This window comes from Streptomyces sp. NPDC102514, from assembly GCF_055584525.1.
Map to the genome: position 1 here is coordinate 41328 of NZ_JBVJLW010000017.1, position 18204 is coordinate 59531.

General features: G+C 72.3%; 16 protein-coding genes and 1 pseudogene. 6 read left to right on the forward strand and 11 right to left on the reverse strand.

Translation table 11 applies throughout. From position 1 onward, the window contains the following. Positions 1–42: 42 nt before the first annotated feature. Positions 43–879, forward strand: a pseudogene (locus ACZ60E_RS35160) (DMT family transporter); the annotation flags it as partial. A 15-nt stretch (positions 880–894) separates the two neighbouring features. Here ACZ60E_RS35160 and ACZ60E_RS35165 read toward each other — a convergent pair. Next, positions 895–1755 carry an alpha/beta fold hydrolase gene (locus tag ACZ60E_RS35165; RefSeq protein WP_469445865.1) on the reverse strand — a complete coding sequence of 287 codons (861 nt, stop codon included), beginning with the start codon at positions 1753–1755 and terminating at the stop codon, positions 895–897. A 200-nt stretch (positions 1756–1955) separates the two neighbouring features. On the opposite strand from ACZ60E_RS35165, the gene ACZ60E_RS35170 reads away from it, so the two are divergent. Both ACZ60E_RS35170 and ACZ60E_RS35175 read left to right on the forward strand, forming a co-directional pair. Further along, entirely contained in the window at positions 1956–2840 is an 885-nt protein-coding gene (locus tag ACZ60E_RS35170; protein ID WP_469445867.1) for an RNA polymerase sigma-70 factor, read from the forward strand. Between the two features lie 265 nt (positions 2841–3105). Beyond that, on the forward strand, positions 3106–3867 hold the full coding sequence (locus tag ACZ60E_RS35175; RefSeq protein WP_469446043.1) for a GntR family transcriptional regulator: 762 nt from the start codon (positions 3106–3108) through the stop codon (positions 3865–3867). A 128-nt stretch (positions 3868–3995) separates the two neighbouring features. Here ACZ60E_RS35175 and ACZ60E_RS35180 read toward each other — a convergent pair whose 3' ends face one another. From ACZ60E_RS35180 to ACZ60E_RS35190, 3 genes are all read right to left on the reverse strand, one after another. Continuing rightward, positions 3996–5153 (reverse strand): ROK family transcriptional regulator, encoded by a 1158-nt coding sequence (locus tag ACZ60E_RS35180; protein ID WP_453793174.1) that lies wholly within the window; start codon positions 5151–5153, stop codon positions 3996–3998. A 115-nt stretch (positions 5154–5268) separates the two neighbouring features. Next, positions 5269–5931 carry a response regulator transcription factor gene (locus tag ACZ60E_RS35185; protein ID WP_384808560.1) on the reverse strand — a complete coding sequence of 221 codons (663 nt, stop codon included), beginning with the start codon at positions 5929–5931 and terminating at the stop codon, positions 5269–5271. A 14-nt stretch (positions 5932–5945) separates the two neighbouring features. Next, positions 5946–7121 carry a sensor histidine kinase gene (locus tag ACZ60E_RS35190; protein ID WP_469445870.1) on the reverse strand — a complete coding sequence of 392 codons (1176 nt, stop codon included), beginning with the start codon at positions 7119–7121 and terminating at the stop codon, positions 5946–5948. 108 nt (positions 7122–7229) lie between these two features. Here ACZ60E_RS35190 and ACZ60E_RS35195 point away from each other — a divergent pair, with 108 nt between their 5' ends. The 3 genes from ACZ60E_RS35195 (at position 7230) to ACZ60E_RS35205 (ending at position 9486) form a co-directional block, all read left to right on the forward strand. Further along, the gene (locus ACZ60E_RS35195; protein WP_469445872.1) at positions 7230–8240 is read left to right on the forward strand and encodes an ABC transporter ATP-binding protein; all 1011 of its coding nucleotides are present in this window, start codon (positions 7230–7232) and stop codon (positions 8238–8240) included. A 2-nt stretch (positions 8241–8242) separates the two neighbouring features. Continuing rightward, positions 8243–8974: an ABC transporter permease subunit gene (locus tag ACZ60E_RS35200; RefSeq protein WP_469445873.1), complete on the forward strand. Its 732-nt coding sequence runs from the start codon at positions 8243–8245 to the stop codon at positions 8972–8974. A 65-nt stretch (positions 8975–9039) separates the two neighbouring features. After that, positions 9040–9486, forward strand: coding sequence for a hypothetical protein (locus tag ACZ60E_RS35205; protein WP_469445875.1), 447 nt, complete (start codon positions 9040–9042; stop codon positions 9484–9486). 105 nt (positions 9487–9591) lie between these two features. Here the strand turns inward: ACZ60E_RS35205 and mug are convergent, their stop codons facing one another. The 7 genes from mug to ACZ60E_RS35240 form a co-directional block, all read right to left on the reverse strand. After that, positions 9592–10143 carry a G/U mismatch-specific DNA glycosylase gene (mug, locus tag ACZ60E_RS35210; protein ID WP_469446045.1) on the reverse strand — a complete coding sequence of 184 codons (552 nt, stop codon included), beginning with the start codon at positions 10141–10143 and terminating at the stop codon, positions 9592–9594. After that, positions 10140–11579, reverse strand: coding sequence for an adenylosuccinate lyase (gene purB, locus ACZ60E_RS35215; protein ID WP_469445877.1), 1440 nt, complete (start codon positions 11577–11579; stop codon positions 10140–10142). The genes mug and purB overlap by 4 nt, the downstream gene beginning before the upstream one ends. 95 nt (positions 11580–11674) lie before the next feature. Next, complete coding sequence (locus ACZ60E_RS35220; RefSeq protein ID WP_469445878.1) at positions 11675–12466, reverse strand: SGNH/GDSL hydrolase family protein; 792 nt, start codon at positions 12464–12466, stop codon at positions 11675–11677. A gap of 138 nt (positions 12467–12604) precedes the next feature. Next, positions 12605–13618, reverse strand: coding sequence for a hemolysin family protein (locus tag ACZ60E_RS35225; protein WP_384808572.1), 1014 nt, complete (start codon positions 13616–13618; stop codon positions 12605–12607). Further along, positions 13615–14970 carry a hemolysin family protein gene (locus tag ACZ60E_RS35230; RefSeq protein WP_469445879.1) on the reverse strand — a complete coding sequence of 452 codons (1356 nt, stop codon included), beginning with the start codon at positions 14968–14970 and terminating at the stop codon, positions 13615–13617. The genes ACZ60E_RS35225 and ACZ60E_RS35230 overlap by 4 nt, the downstream gene beginning before the upstream one ends. Positions 14971–15115: 145 nt before the next feature. After that, on the reverse strand, positions 15116–15541 hold the full coding sequence (locus ACZ60E_RS35235; RefSeq protein WP_453793167.1) for a GNAT family N-acetyltransferase: 426 nt from the start codon (positions 15539–15541) through the stop codon (positions 15116–15118). 88 nt (positions 15542–15629) lie between these two features. After that, on the reverse strand, positions 15630–18197 hold the full coding sequence (locus ACZ60E_RS35240) for an ABC transporter permease (RefSeq protein WP_469445881.1): 2568 nt from the start codon (positions 18195–18197) through the stop codon (positions 15630–15632). Between the last annotated feature and the right edge of the window lie 7 nt (positions 18198–18204).

The following is an 18204-nucleotide window of genomic DNA, read 5'->3' on the forward strand; positions in this document are numbered from 1 at the left end:
TGGACCTTAAAGCGGACCGCCGTCCTGCATAGCGTCCCTTCCATGAACGCCACCACCACGCGCGGGACCCTGCTCGCGGCCCTCGCCGCCGTCCTCGTCGGCGGCTCCTTCACCGCCAACAGCGTCCTCGGTCACTACCCGTACGCGGGCGGCCAGTTCGTGCGGTACGGCCTCGCCTGTCTGCTGCTCCTGCCGCTGGTCGGCCGGGGCGGCGCGGCACCCCTGCGTACGCTGACAACCCGCCAATGGGCACGGCTCGCGCTGCTCGCGGCCGTCGGCATGGTCGGCTTCAACCTCGCGGTCATCGCCGCGGAACACACCGCGGAACCCGCGATACCGGGTGTCTTCGTAGGCTGCGCCCCGATAGCAGTCGCCGTTCTCGTCCCTCTCCTGGAGGGCCGCCGGCCCCAGAGGATCGTCCTGTACGGGACGTTGCTCGTGGCCGGCGGCGCCTTCACGGTCCAGGGCTGGGGGCGTACCGACGGCACGGGAATCGCCTTCTCCCTGTGCGCGCTCGTCGGCGAGATCGGCTTCGCCGTGCTCGCCGTGCCCGTCCTGCGGCCGCTCGGACCGCGGCTGCTCTCCGCGACGGTGTGCGGACTCGCGGCGGCCGAGTCCGCGGTGGCCGGGATCGTCCTCGACGGCCGTGCCTGGCTGCGCACCCCGGACTCCACCGAGGCCGTCGCTCTGCTGTGGCAGGCGGCGGTCGTCACGGTCGTCGGCTTCGTCTGCTGGTACATGGCCATGCAGCGCATCGGCGCGGAGCGCGCGACGCTCTTCTCCGGCCTCATCCCGGTGGCCGCGGCCTGCACGGCCCCGCTCGTCGGAACGGGCTCCTACGGGCCGGCGCAGGCCGCGGGAAGCGCTCTGGTGGGAGCCGGTGTGGTCCTGGGATCAGGCGCGCTGCGCCGCGGGGGAGGACGTGCGGCGGCTGCCGTCCAGGAGGACACGCGCGACCAGCGCGGGATCGTCGTTCATCGGGACGTGCCCGCAGCCGGGCAGCCGCACGAGCCGGGCCCGGGGGATGATCCGCTTGGCGCGCACTCCCTGGCGGCGGACCAGGATGCGGTCCCGGGTGCCCCAGGCGACGGTCACGGGAAGGCCGGGGACGTCGTCCGTGAAGCGGACCGAGGTGCCCGCCCTGAGGGTCTCGGTGAATCCCCGGGCGTTGGCCAGCGCGAGGGTCTCGGCGACCACCGCCTCCGGTGAACGGCGGGCGGGGCGTGCGTAGATGCTGCTGGTCAGCACCGCCCGCCCGGCCGCCGACCGGGACAGCCGCTCGACCAGCGGGAGCGGCATGCCCCGCGCGGCCTGCCGCATCGCCTGCAGCAGACCGAACGCGTACCGCCGCTCGCCGGGCGACCAGAACCCGGCGGGCGACAGCGCGGTGACGGACCGTACGAGCTTCTCGCGGCCCAGTTCCAGGGCCAGCAGGCCGCCCAGGGAGTTGCCCGCCACATGCGGCCGGTCGAGCTCCAGGGTCTCGCACAGAGCGGCGAGCGCCGCGTTCATCGTCGCCAGGTCGTGGGTGAGCCCCTCGGGCAGCGCGGGGGACTCGCCGAAGCCGGGCAGGTCCACCGCGATCACGTCCCGTTCGGTCGCCAGGAGGTCGACGACCGGGTCCCACGCCTGCCGGTGATGGCCTATCCCGTGCAGCAGCAGTAGCGGTTCGCCGCTGCCCACACGCGTGTACGCGAGGGTCACGGACCGCGGGCCGTGCGCGGAGGGGACGCTGAAGGAGACCGTGGCGGGCATGGGCTTGCTCCTCGGACGTGACTCGCTGACTCGTCGACAGGGCATCGGCAGGCTCGGCACCGGCGGGCCGGGCATCGGACGACGCGGACCGGCCGACTCCTAGACAGCTTGTCAGCAATTACTACCCGCGGGTAGCCCCTTGTTGGCCCCGCCCTCATATCGTGTGGACACGGCCCGACACGGCGGGTTGGGATGGCCCTGTGGCTACCGACACCGTGACCGAGGTCTTCGAAGAGCACCGTCCCGTCCTGATGGGCGTCGCCTACCGCATGCTCGGCCGGGTGGCCGACGCGGAGGACGTCGTCCAGGAGGCGTGGTTGCGCTGGTCCGGGGCCGACCGCTCCGACGTCCGCGAACCGCGCGCCTATCTCGTACGGGTCACCACCCGGCTCGCCCTCGACCGGCTGCGCCAGACCCGGGCCCGTAACGAGGCCTATGTGGGGCCCTGGCTGCCCGAGCCGTACGTCACCGACTTCGGAGAAGCCGTCGCCGACACGGCCGAACGGGCCGTCCTCGCGGACACGGTCTCGCTGGCCGTCCTCGTCGTCCTGGAGTCCCTCTCGCCGCTGGAACGCGCGGTGTTCGTGCTCCGGGAGGCGTTCGGCTACCCGTACGCCGAGATCGCCGTCACGCTCGACCGCAGCGAGCCCGCGGTGCGGCAGCTCGCCGGACGGGCCCGCCGGCGCGTCGAGGAGCGCCGGCCGCGCTACGAGGTCGACCCCGTGGAGCGGCGCGACCTCACCGAGCGGTTCCTCGCGGCGGCCACGGAGGGAGATCTCGACGGACTGATGTCCCTCCTCGCCCCGGACGTGCGCCTGATCGGCGACAGCGGTGGGCTGGCCCCGGCGCCGGTGCGGGTCGTCGAGTCGGCCGACAAGGTGGGCCGCTTCCTCGGCGGAGTCATGCGGAAGGGCGTGTCCGACGCGACGTTCCGCTTCCTGGAGGTCAACGGCGGACCGGCGTTCCTGGTGCTGTCCGGCGGCAAGCCCGACAGCGTCTTCCAGCTTGACGTCGCCGACGGCCGCATCCAGTGCGTCTACATCGTCCGCAACCCGGAGAAGCTGCTGTCCCTCGCCGTCGACTGACGGCCGTCGGCACGCAGCGCCCTGCCCGGTCGTACGCCGAAGCCCCCGTCCAGGAGACGGGGGCTTTGCCGTTGTGTCACGTATGGGGCGTATCGCGAACGTCGTATGAACGCTCTGCGGCAACACGCCTGTGCGAGCTGTAACGGATCGAGGATTGGTCTTGACCAAGGGTGGGGGTCGCCATATGGTCGCTGGGATAGTGCAGGAACCTTTAATAAACAAGGGCGCTAAAAGCCGCCGGGACACGGCGATTGCGGAGGACACGGTGGGGACCACGCAGTTGGATACGGTGCCGGAGCCCAAGTACTGGCATCTGAAGACCGTGCTCAGCGAAGCACTGGACTCCGAGTTCTCGGTGGGTGAGATCCTCCCCAACGAGCGCGACCTGGCGGCCCGGTTCGGCGTCGCGAGGGCCACGCTCCGCCAGGCCCTCGAACAGCTGGAACTGGAAGGGCGCCTGCAGCGCCGCCGCGGTGTCGGCACGACCGTGGCACCGCCGCGCATGGGCGTGGCCGTCGCCTCCGAGCAGCACACCTGGCCCGGCGCCGCCGGTGACGCCTGGCAGCCCGCCGACTGCGTGACGGCGGCCCCGCCCCCGGCGGTGGCCCAGATCCTGGAGAGCGACCCCGAGGACCAGGTGCACATCGTGCGCCGCTCCCGCGTGACGCACGGCCAGCCCGTCGCCGCGGAGCTTCTCTACATCCCCGCCTCGTCGGTGCCCGACCTGTCCGGCATCGACGCCCCGTCGGGCACCGCACGCGCGCGTGCCGTCCTGCGGGAGCTCGCGCGCCTGGACCTGGAGGGCGAGGACCGCGCGGTGGAGCTGGGCTCGGCGCGTGCGGACGACGCCAAGGAACTGGACCGGCTCCCCGGAGCGCCCGTCCTCGTCGTCACGACCCGCTACTTCGCCGTGGGGCGCACGGCGGCCGTCTCCGTCGCCACCTACCGCGCCGACACCTGCCGGCTGACCTTCGGCGATTCCGGCGGCGTGGAGATCCACCACGACCCGGAGCGCCGGGCCTCCTGACCGGCGTCACCCGACGACGGCGGACGTCGACCGACAGCGACCCGGCCGATGTCCGACGGCGACACCCGCGCGCGTACGTCGCGTTCCGACTTCCGGAGCGCGACGTTCCGCTGTTCCGGCCACCGCGTTCAGCGGCGGGCCGTCACCGTGCTCTCCACCGCGAAGAGCTGCTCCTCCACATGGTCGAGAGCCAGGCGCAGCGCGCCCGTCGCCACGGCCGCCTCGCCCAGGAGTGACAGCGTCACCCGGGGTGGCCGCAGACAGTAGCGGGCCAGCTCCTTGCGCAGCGGCTCCAGCACGCCGTCGAGTCCCGCCGCCCAGCCGCCGATCACGACCAGCTCGGGATCGAGCGCCAGGACGAGCGCGGCGACGTCGTGCACCAGCCGCTGTATGAAGCGCTCGACGGCCGCCAGAGCCCGCTCGTCGCCCGCGCGCGCGTGCCCGAAGACCTCCGCCACCGCCTGCTCGTCGAGCGGGTGCAGCGGTTCGTCGGTCGTGGAGAGCAGCGTCTCCGGAGTGACCTCCCGGCCCAGCAGATGGAGCGCGCCGATCTCACCGGCCGCGCCCCCGAAGCCCCGGTGCAGCCGCCCGCCGATGAGGGAACCGGCCCCGGGGCTCAGCCCGGCCAGCACGAACACCATGTCGTCGGACTCGGTGGCGGCGCCCTTCCAGTGCTCGGCGACCGCCGCCGCGTTGGCGTCGTTCTCCACGATCACCGGGCACTTGAAGGAGCGGCGCAGCCGTTCGCCCAGCGCCAGCCCCGTCCACTCCGGCAGCGCCGTACAGAGGCGTACGGTGCCGTCGGCCTCGACGATGCCGGGCGAGGTCGCTCCGACGGCACGCAGGGAGCCGCGCGCGACCCCGGCACGGCGCAGCAGCTCCGCGACGGCCGTCCGCAGCCGTTCGAGCCGTTCGTCCGCCGACGCCGTCTCGCAGACGTCCTTGGCGAGCGAACCGAGCACCCGGCCGTCCAGGTCCGACAGGAGCACGGCGACCCGGTGCGGGCCGATCTCCAGGCCCAGCAGATGGCCCGCCTCCGCCCGGAAGCGGAACCGGCGCGCGGGCCGGCCCTGACGTCGTGCGGCGCTCTCGTCGGCCGCGGTCTCGACGACGAGCCCGCCGTCCATGAGCCCTTCGACGACGCCCTCGACGGTGGGCCGGGACAGCCCGGTCACCCGCGTGATCTCGGTGAGTGTCGCGAAGTCCGTGGCCCGCAGCGCGTGCAGCACCACCGCGGAGTTGATCCTCCGCAGCAGAGAGGGATCCCCGCCGGTCAACTGCCCCAACGTCCGTCCTCCCAGCTCGTGCGCGTGTTGGTTGGCCGGATCGTACTCGGCGCGGCGGGTCCCGGCGAGTGCCGGGGATCACCTGCTCGTTCCCGGCCCCCGCCACGGACCGGAATCAGCCGGGTGCCACGAACCCCGACTCGTATGCCGCGATCACCGCCTGGGTGCGATCCCGGGCCCCCAGTTTCGCCAGTACGGCGCTGACGTGGGACTTCACCGTCTCGGTGCCGACCGCCAGCCGCGCGGCGATCTCCGCGTTCGACAGGCCCCGGGTCATCAGCCGCAGCACGTCCGCCTCGCGCTCGGTCAGCGCCGCCCGTTTCAGCGCGGCCCGGGCCGCGGGATTCCCGTCGCCGTCCCCGTACTCGGCGGCCAACTGCCGTACGGAGGCCGGGAACAGCAGCGACTCACCCTCCGCGACCAGCCGCACGGCGTGCACGATCTCGGCCGGCCGGGCCCGCTTCAGCAGGAATCCGTCGGCACCCGCGCGCAGCGCCTCGTACACGTACTCGTCGTTCTCGAACGTCGTGATCACCAGGATCTTCGGCGGCCGGTCGACGGTCCGCAGCACCGCGCGCGTGGCCTCGATGCCGTCCATCAGCGGCATCCGGACGTCCATCGCGACGACGTCGGGCCGCAGCCGCCGCACCAGCGGAATCACCGCGGCCCCGTCCGCGGCCTCCCCGACGACCTCGATGTCGGGCTGCGCCTCCAGAACGGCACGCAGACCGGCCCGTACGAGGGGTTCGTCGTCGACGAGCAGAACGGTGACCGGCATCCGGCCAGCGTAGATCAGTGCAACGGCAGTTCTACGTGCACCTGCCAATCACCGTCGGCCGGGCCGGTCGCCGCCCGGCCGCCGAGCAGCGCGGCGCGCTCCCGGATGCCCCGCAAGCCGCTGCCCCGGACACCGCCGCCCGGGCCGCCCGGTATCTCGCCCTTCAGCGGATTGCGCACCTCCAGGGAGAGCGTCCGTTCCTCGACGGCGATCCGGACGCGGACGGGCACCGGGCCCGCGTGCCGCAGCACATTGGTGAGGCACTCCTGGAGGATGCGGTAGCCCTCGCGGGAGACCGGGCCGGGCACTGTCTCCAGGGGGCCCGTCAGCTCGGCGTCGATCTTCGCCCCGGAGGTGCGGGCGGACTCCAGGAGCCGGTCGGCCTCCCCCAGGGTCGGCCGGCCGCTCGCGGGCCTGCGTGACTCGCGCAGCACACCGAGCACCCGCTCCAGGTCCTCCAGCGCGGCCCGGCCGGTGTCCTCGATGGCGAGCAGCGCCCGGTCGGTGAACTCCGGGTCTCCCGCGGCCCGCGCGGCACCCGCCTGCACCACGGCCACCGTCAGCGCGTGACCGATCGAGTCGTGCAGCTCACGGGCGATGCGGGTGCGCTCAAGGAGTTGCTCGGTGCGCTCCTCCAGGGCGGCGACCCGCTCGGCCGCCGACGGCCCCAGGAGACGGCACGCGAGGACCGTGATCAGCTTCCCGAGGCCGATGAACGCTCCGTAGAAGGCGATCAGCGGCAGCGGCGCGAGCAGGGCGTACGCCCAGTGCGCCTGCGGCACCGGCAGGAACGGATTGTCGTCCGGTACGTAACCGGTCGAGATCCGGATCAGATCCACGGTGATCAGCGGCAGCCAGACGCTGACTCCCGCCGCCGCCCAGCCGAGCACCATGCGCGCCTGCAGCCACAGCACGGTCCGCAGCCGGTCCCGCCAAGTGGCCGACGGGACGACCGAGACGGCCGAGATCGCCGGGCCCTGGCCGTCCCGCATCAGCATGAACTGCGCCTGCACACCCTCGCCGCGCCGCACGGCCGGAATCAGCCCCAGCAGGGGCAGCACCACGGAGGGCGCCCACGGCGTCGCGGGGTGGATGAATATCCACACGCTGCTGACCAGCATGGGAACCCACAGATGGATGAAACGGGTATAGGTCGTCCAACGGGTCAGCGGGCGCAGCAGGCGGGCCATTGCGTCATCGTGCCAGCCGACACCGACAACGAGCCTCCCCCGAGCGGGGGACACGCCCTCCCCGGACGGGGGAGGCCCAACACCCCTCCCGACAGCCAGCCTTGGACCATGACCAGCATCGACGTCCAAGAACTCACCAAGGAGTACGGCACCACCCGCGCCGTGGACCGGCTGACCTTCCGTGTCGAGCCGGGCCGGGTCACCGGATTCCTCGGCCCCAACGGCGCGGGCAAGTCCACCACCATGCGGCTCGTGCTCGGCCTCGACCGGCCCACCTCCGGCACCGCCACCGTCGGCGGTCAGGCGTACGCGACGCTGGAGGAGCCGCTGCGCCACGTCGGCGCCCTGCTCGACGCGCAGGCCGCCCACGGTTCACGGACCGCACGGGACCATCTGCGGGCCCTCGCGGCGAGCAACCGCCTGCCCGAGACCCGCGTGGACGAGGTCCTGGCGGAGGCCGGCCTCGCCGCGGTCGCCCGCCGCCGCGTCAAGACGTACTCCCTGGGCATGCGGCAGCGCCTGGGCATCGCCGCGGCCCTCCTGGGCGACCCGCCGGTGGTCCTCCTCGACGAGCCGTCCAACGGGCTCGACCCCGAAGGCATCATCTGGATCAGGGAACTGCTGCGCCGGCTCGCCCGTGAGGGCCGCACCGTACTCGTCTCCAGCCACCTGATGCACGAGACCGCTTCCTTCGCCGACCACCTCGTCGTGCTCGGGCGCGGTCGGCTGCTCGCCGATCTGCCGATGCAGGAGTTCATCGACGCGCGCGTGGACCCCCGGGTACGGGTACGCACCACGGACGGCGCGGCCCTCCGCGACCTGCTCGCGCGGCACGGATACGAGGCCGCGCGCAGCCGAGGAGAAAGCGGGGGAGCAAGTGCAGGAGGCGGCGGGGGAGCCGTCAAGGGCGAGGGTGAGGGTGAGGGTGAGCGCTGGATCGTGCACCACGCGCGCGTGGACGACATCGGCCGCCTCGCCTCGGGCGCGGGCCTGCCCCTCCTCGAACTGACCGCGGAGGAAGGCACGCTGGAACAGGCCTACCTCGATCTGACCGCCACCGAGGCCGAGTTCGCCGCCCGGTCCGCCGCCCCGTCCCCGACTCAGCCGCAGGAGGCCTGACCGTGTCGTTCGCACCCGTACTCCACTCGGAGTGGCTCAAGATCCGCACCCTGCGGTCGCTCGTCGTGGGACTGGGCGCCGTCGTCCTCGTCACCGCGGCCTTCTCCGCGCTGGCCGGGGCCGACGGCTCCGGCGACGCGGACGTGGACTTCGACCCGCTGTTCACGGCGTTCTTCGGAGTCAACTTCGGACAGATCGCGGCGATCACCTTCGGCGCGCAGGCCGTGTCCTCCGAGTTCCAGGGAGGTGCCCTGCGGGTCTCGCTGACCGCCGTGCCCCGCCGGGGACGGTGGTTCGCGGCGAAGGTGGCGGCCGTCGGCCTCCCCGCCCTGGCCGTCGGCCTCCTCACCGGGTGCGTGACCCTCGCCGTGGGCAAGGCCGTCCTCGGTGACCGGGCCGACGGGCTGAGCTGGGGCGAAGGACTGCGCGCGGTCGCGGGCTGCGGGATCTATCTGGCCCTGATGGCGCTGTTCGCGGCCGGCCTGACCGCGTTGCTGCGCAGCGGCGTCACCGCGCTGAGCATCCTCATCCCCTTCCTCCTGCTGGTCTCCTTCGTGGTCGGCGACATGTCCGGGAACGCCGCCGACTTCCTGCCCGACCGGGCGGGACAGGTGGTCCTGCACGAGAGCTGGGACGGTTTGCTCGGGCCGTGGGCGGGGCTCGCGGTGACAGCGGTGTGGACGTCGGCCGCGCTCCTGGCCGGCTGGTGGAGTGTTCACCGCCGGGACGCGTGAGCCCAGGCAGCCGTTGTCACCTGACGGGCCGCCAAATGTCAGTGGTGACCGCTTTACTGGACTTCATGACCACTGAGCGACACCTCGCCACGATCGACGAGCTGTGCGTCCGCGACTTCCCCGCGGCGCACGGCTGGTCGGAGGTCGGCGCGGGGGGACCCGGCTACCACCTGGTGGTACTGGAGACGACGCACGGCTTCGGGACGGGCGACCCGTCCGGGCGGGAGGAGATCGCGGACCAGTTCACCGCCTACAGAGAGGGTGTCTCGCAGCGGCTGGGGGAGCGGTGGGGTGCGGCAGAGCCGAAGAGTCTGGTGGGGGTTTTCTTGCGCTCCGAGGATCCGGAGGAGCGAATACCTAAGCCGTGGGCGTACCTGAGTGCCTACGTGGGGTACGTGGATCTTTGGGAGGCCGACGGCACGGGGCGGTGGGTGGCCGTGGGGGTTGCCGAGCCGGTGGAAGGTTCGGAGTTCCAACTCCTGGTCCTGGTGACGGAGTTGGCTCCGCCCTGACCTGAGCGGACCTGACCGGACCGGACCAACGTGCCGGCTGCGCTGGGAGCGTGGCCTTTCGTCTGCGGCCCGGTGGGGGCTGGTCGCGCAGTTCCCCGCGCCCCTTCAGGGCGCCGGCTGCGCCGCCTCCCGCAAGCGTCCGTACTCCTCCGCCATCGTCGTCGCCGTCCAGTGGGCGTTCAGGCCGCTGGGGTTGGGGAGGGCCCATACGCGCGTGGTGCCGAACGTCCGCTCCTGCGGGCCGATCATCGCCTTGCGGTCGTCGAAGGCCGCCCGGTAGGCCGTGACGCCCACCACCGCGAGCCACCGTGGCCGCAGCCGTTCGACCTTGGCGGCGAGCAGCCGTCCGCCCTCCCGGTACTCGTCCGCGCTCAGCTCGTCGGCCCGGGCACTCGCCCGCGCCACCACATTGGTGATGCCGAGCCCGTACGACAGCAACTCGTCCTGCTCCGAGGGCTTCAGCTGCCGCGGCGTGAAGCCTGACAGGTGCAGGACGGGCCAGAAGCGGTTGCCGGGGCGTGCGAAGTGGTGGCCCGTCGCGGCCGTCATCAGCCCGGGGTTGATACCGCAGAACAGCACCTGGAGACCGTCCGCGACGACATCCGGCACGAGCCGGCCGCGGGCGGCCTCCAGTTCGGCGGGGGTGAACCGCGTCAGAGGATCGCCCCCGGCGTGTAGGCCGCGGCCTCCGGGTGCTGCTTCAGGATCTCCTCGACGCGCGCGACGACCGCGGCCACCTGGTCGGCGGCGGCGCCCGTGAAGGACAGCTTGTCGGCCATCAGCGCGTCGAGCTGCGCGCGGTCGAGCGGGATGCGCTCGTCCGCGGCGAGCTTGTCCAGCAGCTCGTTGCGCTCGGTGCCCTGCTCACGCATGGCGAGGGCGGAGGCGACGGCGTTCTCCTTGATGGCCTCGTGCGCGACCTCACGGCCGACACCCGCGCGCACCGCGCCCATCAGGACCTTCGTCGTCGCGAGGAACGGCAGGTAGCGGTCCAGCTCGCGCGCCACGACCGCCGGGAACGCCCCGAACTCGTCGAGGACGGTGAGGAACGTCTCCAGCAGGCCGTCCAGCGCGAAGAACGCGTCCGGCAGCGCGACCCGACGCACCACCGAGCAGGACACGTCGCCCTCGTTCCACTGGTCGCCCGCCAGCTCGCCCGTCATCGAGGCGTAGCCGCGCAGGATCACCATCAGGCCGTTGACGCGCTCGCAGGAGCGGGTGTTCATCTTGTGCGGCATCGCCGAGGAGCCGACCTGGCCCGGCTTGAAGCCCTCGGTCACCAGCTCGTGCCCGGCCATCAGCCGGATCGTCTTGGCGGTCGACGAGGGGGCCGCGGCGATCTGCACCAGCGCGGTCACGACCTCGTAGTCCAGCGAGCGCGGGTAGACCTGGCCCACCGACGTGAACGCCTGCGAGAAGCCGAGGTGCCCGGCGATCCGCTGCTCCAGGTCGGCGAGCTTCGCCGCGTCCCCGCCCAGCAGGTCGAGCATGTCCTGGGCCGTGCCCACCGGGCCCTTGATGCCGCGCAGGGGGTAACGGGCGAGCAGTTCCTCGACCCGGCCGTGCGCGACGAGCAGCTCGTCGGTGGCGGTCGCGAAACGCTTGCCGAGGGTGGTCGCCTGCGCTGCCACGTTGTGGGAGCGGCCCGCGACGACCAGCTCGCCGTACTCGCCCGCGAGCCTGCCCAGGCGCGCCAGGACGGCGACCGTGCGGTCGCGCACCAGCTCCAGGGAGAGCCGGATCTGCAGCTGCTCGACGTTCTCGGTGAGGTCGCGGGACGTCATGCCCTTGTGGACGTGCTCGTGCCCGGCGAGGTCGTTGAACTCCTCGATCCGCGCCTTCACGTCGTGCCGCGTGACCTTCTCGCGCTCGGCGATCGAGGCCAGGTCGACCTGGTCGAGGACCCGCTCGTAGTCGGCGAGCGCGGCGTCGGGCACCTCGATCCCGAGGTCCTTCTGGGCCCGCAGCACGGCGAGCCACAGCTGACGCTCCAGCCGCACCTTCTGCTCGGGGGACCACAGGGTGGCGAGCTCGGCCGAGGCATAGCGGCCGGCGAGGACGTTCGGGATACGGGGCTTTGCGGGCGCAGTCACGTGTACGGATTCTACTGGCGGTTCCTGCAGGCCGGCGCCACGGGCCCGTTCGTCGGAACCTACGAGACCTGCAAGACGGGGCCGGTGGCGGTCGCCTACTCCACCGACCCCTTGTACTCCTCGTACGGCAGCAGCTCCGGGCGCTTGGGCGCGCGGCCGTCGCCCGACGAGCGGCCGGTCAGCCTGCGGCCGATCCACGGCAGTAGGTACTGGCGGGCGAAACGCGCGTCGGCGGTCCTGCGGGCGACCCAGCCGGGCGGGGTGGCGGGCGGCATCGGGGTGCCCCACTCGGCGTCCTCCGCCGCGTGCCCGAGCGCCTGCCACACCGCTTCGGCGACCCGGCGGTGCCCCTCGCCCGTCAGATGCAGCCGGTCCACGTCCCACATGCGCGGGTCGCCCAGGGACTGCGCTCCGTAGAGGTCGACCACGAGCGCGCCATGGCGGGACGCGAGATCGTCGATGCAGACGAACAGCTCCTCCATACGGGGGCGGAACCGCTCCATGACCGGGCCCTGGCGGCCGGGGCTGCGCATCAGGACGAGCTGCTTGCAGGCCGGGGCCAGCCGTTCCACGGCCTCCTCCAGGAGCCCGCGGACGCGGCCCATGTCGACTTTGGGCCGCAGGGTGTCGTTGAGGCCGCCGACCAGCGTGATCACGTCGGGCTGCATCGCCACCGCGATGTCCACCTGCTCGGCGACGATCTGTCCGATGAGCTTGCCGCGCACCGCGAGGTTGGCGTAGCGGAAGCCGGGCGTCTGCGCGGCCATCCGGGCCGCGAGGAGATCCGCCCAGCCCCGGTACGTACCGTCGGGAAGGCGGTCCGACATGCCCTCGGTGAAGGAGTCGCCGACCGCGACAAGGCTGGTGAAGGTGGCATTCGTCTGCATGGCGGAAGAAATGATAGCGCGTGCACATACCCACCGGTCTGCCGTGCGCTCCGACCCCACCGCCCGACCCCACCGCCCGGCCACCCGCACCCGGATCCGCACCCGGACCCGTACCCGCCCATCCCCGGCACCGCCGCGTCACGCAGACTGGCCGAACAGCTCCCTCAGCACGTCCTCCATCGTCACCATCCCGGCCAGCCGCCCGTCCGCGCCGAGCACCGCCGCCAGATGCGTACGGCCGCGCCGCATCGCCGTCAGGACGTCGTCGAGCGGCGTGTTCTCCCGGACGCGGGCGATGGAGCGCATGTCCCGCACCTGGAACGGCAGGTCGCGCGGCATCGCGTCCAGGGCGTCCTTGACGTGGAGGTAGCCCACGATCCGCAGCCCGTCGTCCACGACGGGGAACCGGGAGAACCCCGACTCGGCGGACAGGGCCTCCAACCGCTCGGGAGTGACGCCCACGCGCGCGTAGACCACGCTTTCCCGCGGCAGCACCACGTCCCGCACCGGCCGCCGCCCCAGTTCCAGAGCGTCGTTCAGCCGCTCCTGGGCGCGGTCGTCGATGAGCCCCGCCTCACCGGAGTCCTTCACCAGGCGGGCCAGCTCGGTGTCGGAGAAGGTCGCGGACACCTCGTCCCGGATCTCGACGCGCAGCAGCTTCAGCAGCCAGTTGGCGAACGCGTTCACCGCGAAGATCACCGGCCGCAGCGCCCGGGACAGGCCGACCAGTGGCGGCCCGAGCAGCAGCGCCGTGCGCACCGGTTCGGCCAGCGCGATGTTCTTCGGCACCATCTCGCCGAGCAGCATGTGCAGATACGTGGCCACGGCGAGCGCGATCACGAACGAGATCGCGTGCCCCGTGCCGGTCGAGAGCCCCATCGCGTGGAAGACCGGCTCCAGCAGATGCGCGATGGCGGGTTCGGCGACCACACCCAGGACCAGCGTGCACAGCGTGATGCCGAGCTGCGCGGCGGCCATCAGCGCGGACACGTGCTCCAGGCCCCAGATCACCCCGCGCGCCCGCCGGTCCCCGGCCTCCGCGTACGGTTCGATCTGGCTGCGGCGTACGGAGATCAGCGCGAACTCGGCCGCCACGAAGAAGGCGTTCACGACCAGGGTCGCCAGGCCGATCAGCAGTTGTACGGCTGTCATCGTCGCCGCCCTCCTTCGGATCCGGCCTCTTCGGAGCGGGTGCCCCCGGCGGCCGGCGCGTGCATCAGCACCCGTGCGGCCCGCCGACCCGCCGCGTCCACGACGTCCAGCCGCCAGCCGGCGACCTCGACCGTGTCGCCCTCTACGGGAATGCGTCCCAGTTCCGTCGCCATGAGACCCGCGAGCGTCTCGTACGGTCCGTCGGGCGCGCGCAGTCCGACGCGGGCGAGCCGGTCGGTGCGTACGGACCCGTCGGCCGAGTACAGCGTGCGGCCCTCGTCGTCCGTGCCGGCCGGGGCGAGGTCGGGTGTCTCGTGCGGGTCGTGCTCGTCGCGCACCTCGCCGACGACCTCCTCGACGATGTCCTCCAGGGTGGCGACCCCGGCCGTGCCGCCGTACTCGTCGATGACGACGGCCATCGTGCGCCTGCCGGACAGTCGGTCGAGGAGCCGTTCGACGGTCAGTGTCTCCGGTACGAGCAGGGGCTCGCGCATCACCTGCGACACGGCCGTACGGGCCCTGCGGTCGGCGGGTACGCCGATGACGTCCTTGATGTGCGCGACCCCGACGACCGAGTCGAGGTTGCCGCGGTGGACGGGGAAGCGCGAGAGGCCGGTCGCCCGGGTCGCGTTCGCCACGTCCTCGCAGGTCGCCTGGACGTCCAGCGAGACGACCTGGACCCGCGGCGTCATGACGTTCTCCGCGGTGAGGTCGGCGAGGTTCAGCGTGCGTACGAACAGTTCGGCGGTGTCCGCCTCCAGGGCGCCCAGTTTCGCGGAGTGCCGGGCCAGGGCGACCAGCTCCTGCGGTCCGCGCGCGGAGGCCAGCTCCTCGGCGGGCTCGACACCGAAGCGGCGTACGACCCGGTTGGCGGTGTTGTTGAGGTGGGAGATGAAGGGCCGGAACAGCGCGCTGAACCAGCGCTGCGGTGTCGCCACCCGTTTGGCCACGGCGAGGGGCGAGGAGATCGCCCAGTTCTTGGGCACCAGCTCGCCGACGACCATCAGGAAGACCGTCGACAGGGCCGTACCGATCACCAGGGCGACCGACGAGGTCGCCGAACTCGGCACCCCGGCCGATTCGAGGGGCCCGGCGATCAGTTTCGCGACGGACGACTCGGCGAGCATGCCGACGACCAGGTTGGTGACGGTGATGCCGAGCTGGGCGCCGGAGAGCTGGAAGGTGAGGTTCTTGACGGCCCTGAGAGCGCCCGCCGCGCCGACCTCTCCGCGCTCGACGGCCCGTTCCAGCTGACTGCGTTCGACGGTGGTCAGGGAGAACTCGGCCGCGACGAAGGCGCCGCAGGCCAGCGAGAGCAGCACGGCGACGGCCAGGAGGAGCACTTCTGTCATCGGGTCACCTCCGTCCCATGATCGGGCAGGTGCGGAGGAAGCGCGCGATGTCGACGCGGTGGGACGCCGGTACGCCGGATGCCGCGGCGCCGGATGTCGGGGGACTCGCGCATGGGCGGACGCTCACACCTTTCCTGGGGGCGTGTCACTCGACCAGCGGCTTGACCCAGCGCCGCCAGTGCTCTTCCGGCGCATACCCCGCGGCGCGCCAGGCATGGTGCGCGGTTTCGTTGCGGGCCAGCACCATCGCGTCGCCGCGGCGCCCGCCGAGCCGTACGAACCGTTCCTCGGCCGCGGCCAGGAGCGCCGAGCCGATGCCCTGGCGGCGCCGGGCCGGGTCCACCGCGAGCCGGTACAGATGGCACCGCCAGCCGTCGAAACCGGCGATGACCGTGCCCACCAGCTCGCCGTCCCGCTCGGCGAGGATCAGCGCCTCGGGATCGCGGACGACCAGCCGCTCCACGCCGTCCCGGTCGTCGCTGATGCTGGTGCCCTCGGCGGCGGCGCGCCAGAAGGCGAGGACGGCGTCGAGGTCGTCGGGCACGGCGGCCCGTATCCGAAGATCACTCATGCCCCGATCCCATCACGGGCGCCGCACATGGACACCGAATTCCACGATCCGGACACATCCCTGGGCGGGGTGGCCCGCCCCGGGCCGGTCACTCGTGCGCGATGGCGGCCAGCACGTTCATGCGGGAGGCGCGCAGCGCCGGGAGCAGGGCCGCCACGATGCCCACGACGGCCGAGCCCACCACGACCGCGACCAGCGTGGTCCACGGGATCGCGAACGCCTTCATCCCCTGCAGGGCGAGGACCTGCTGCACGCACACGCCCCACACGAGGCCGAGCGCGAGCCCGAGGACCGCGCCGAACACGGCGATCACCACCGACTCCAGCCGGATCATCCGGCGCAGCTGCCGGCGGCCGAGGCCGATCGCGCGCAGCAGCCCGATCTCGCGGGTGCGCTCGACGACCGACAGGGCGAGGGTGTTGACCACGCCGAGCACCGCGATGACGATCGCGAGCCCCAGCAGCGCGTACACGAGGTAGAGCAGCACGGAGATCTGGTCGTGGATCAGCTTCTTGTAGTCCGCCAGGTCGCGTACCTGCACCTGCGGATACGGGTCGAGCGTCTTGTCGAGGTCGGCGCGCAGGGTGTCGTCGGAGGCGCCCGAGGCCGCGTTCACGTACAGCGCGGAGTCCTGGCCGCCCGGTACGAACCTCTCGACGGTGGCGAAGCCCATGAAGAGCCCGCCCTGTGTGCCGAAGCCCTCCGCGGCGTCCTGGTCGGTCAGCGCGGCGACCTTCAGCTCGGTCTTCCGCCCGGCGGGGAACTCGACGGGGATCGTGCTGCCGACCCGCACGTCGTGGTCCTCGGCGAAACCGGCGTCCATCGCGATGTTCCCGTCCGCGAGCGCCGCGGCCGTGTCCCCCTCGGCGTAGGTGATGCGGGCGACGTCGTCGAGGTCCGGGTCGTAGCCCGACGCGGTCGTCTCGACGCGCTTGCCGTCCGGCAGCCGGACGGCGACCGGCGCGAACCGCTGCCGTACGACGAGCCCCGCACCCTCCGTGGCCATCACCTTCTCGGTGATCTCCTGCGGGAACGGCATGAAGTTGGCGTTCTGCACCACGAAGTCGGCGCCCAGCGTCTTGTCGATCTGCTCGTCGAAGGACTTCGTCATGGACGCGCTCGCCACGGACATCCCGCCGACCAGGGCGAGGCCCACCATCAGGGCGGCGGCGGTCGCGCCCGTGCGCCGCGGGTTGCGCAGCGCGTTGCGCTGGCTCATCCGGCCGACCGAACCGAACACGGCGGGGAAGAACCCGCCGAGGACCCGGATCACCGGACGGACGAGCAGCGGCCCCGCGATCACCGTCGCGATGAGGGTGAGGACGACCCCGATGCCCAGCAGCGACGCGGCGGACGAGGTCTCCTTCGAGGTCGCGCAGCCCACGAGGGCGGCGGCGCCCAGCGCGCCGACGATCGCCCCCACGACGGCCCGTACCCGCAACGGCCGCCCCACACCGGCGATCTCGGCGTCCGCCAGCGCGGCCATCGGCGACACCGTGGCGGCCCGGCGGGCGGGCAGATACGCCGCGACGAAGGTGACGCCCACCCCGACGACGTACGCCGCCACGGGCGTCCCCCACCCGATGACCATCTCGGTGGTCTTCAGGTTCATGCCGAACACACTCATGAGCTTGATCAGCCCGTACGCGAGCCCGATGCCGGTGGCGAGGCCGAGCGTCGAGCCCACCAGGCCGAGCAGGATCGCCTCCGTGAGCACGGACCGGCGCACCTGCCGCCGGTCGGCGCCGAGCGCGCGCAACAGGCCCAGTTCGCGCGTGCGTTGAGCTATCAGCATGGAGAAGGTGTTGACGATCAGGAAGACCCCGACCAGCACCGCGATCCCCGCGAAGCCGAGCATCACGTACTTGATCACGTCGAGGAATCCGCCGAGTTGGGACGCGGCCGACTCGGCCTGCTCGTCGGCGGTCTCCAACTCGTAGGTCCCTGAGCCGAGTTCCGTGGCGATACGCCGCTTGAGCTGCGCGTCGGTCACTCCCTGGTCCGCGTCCACCTGGATGCTGGTGGCGACCCCGTCCCGGCCCAGCAGTTCGTCCGGCGCGACGGCCGGGTCGACGAAGACGAGTGCGGCGCCCGGGTTGGTGGTCTTGAAGGTCGCGATGCCGACGACCTCGACCTTGAACGAACCGGGCTGCGCGATCACGGTCAGCGGATCACCGATGTCCACGTGCTTCTTGTCGGCGGTGTCCGCGTCGAGAAGTGCCTCGCCGGGCCCGCGCGGAGCGTGCCCCGAGGTCAGCTTCACGGGGCTGCGGTCGGTGACGTACCAGTCGCCGGCGATCGTGGGCGCGCCCGTGGTCGGGCCCACCGACTCGTTGTCCTTGTCGACGACGGTGACGTTCTCCACGGAGACGTCCGGACGCGCGAGGGCGACCCCGTCGACCTTCGCGAGCCGGTCCACGAGGTTCGTGGGCACCGTCTCGACGGCCCCGGAGGGTATCTGGGACTCCAGATCCTCCTTCGGGCTCACGGTGACGTCGGCCGAGGTGGACGCGAAGAGCCGGTCGAAGGTCCGGCTGACGGTGTCCGAGAAGATCAGGCTGCCCGCGACGAACGCCACGGACAGGACGACGGCCAGCGCCGAGAGCAGCAGCCGGCCCTTGTGGGCGAGGAAACTCCGGAGTGTCGCCTTCAGCACGACGGCC

Bases quoted from the DNA above. Each gene is read 5' to 3' on its own strand.
- ACZ60E_RS35165 (WP_469445865.1), bottom strand. From the start codon at position 1,755: ATGCCCGCCACGGTCTCCTTCAGCGTCCCCTCCGCGCACGGCCCGCGG.
- ACZ60E_RS35185 (WP_384808560.1), bottom strand. From the start codon at position 5,931: ATGCCGGTCACCGTTCTGCTCGTCGACGACGAACCCCTCGTACGGGCC.
- ACZ60E_RS35190 (WP_469445870.1), bottom strand. From the start codon at position 7,121: ATGGCCCGCCTGCTGCGCCCGCTGACCCGTTGGACGACCTATACCCGT.
- ACZ60E_RS35195 (WP_469445872.1), top strand. From the start codon at position 7,230: ATGACCAGCATCGACGTCCAAGAACTCACCAAGGAGTACGGCACCACC.
- ACZ60E_RS35205 (WP_469445875.1), top strand. From the start codon at position 9,040: ATGACCACTGAGCGACACCTCGCCACGATCGACGAGCTGTGCGTCCGC.
- ACZ60E_RS35220 (WP_469445878.1), bottom strand. From the start codon at position 12,466: ATGCAGACGAATGCCACCTTCACCAGCCTTGTCGCGGTCGGCGACTCC.
- ACZ60E_RS35225 (WP_384808572.1), bottom strand. From the start codon at position 13,618: ATGACAGCCGTACAACTGCTGATCGGCCTGGCGACCCTGGTCGTGAAC.
- ACZ60E_RS35230 (WP_469445879.1), bottom strand. From the start codon at position 14,970: ATGACAGAAGTGCTCCTCCTGGCCGTCGCCGTGCTGCTCTCGCTGGCC.
- ACZ60E_RS35235 (WP_453793167.1), bottom strand. From the start codon at position 15,541: ATGAGTGATCTTCGGATACGGGCCGCCGTGCCCGACGACCTCGACGCC.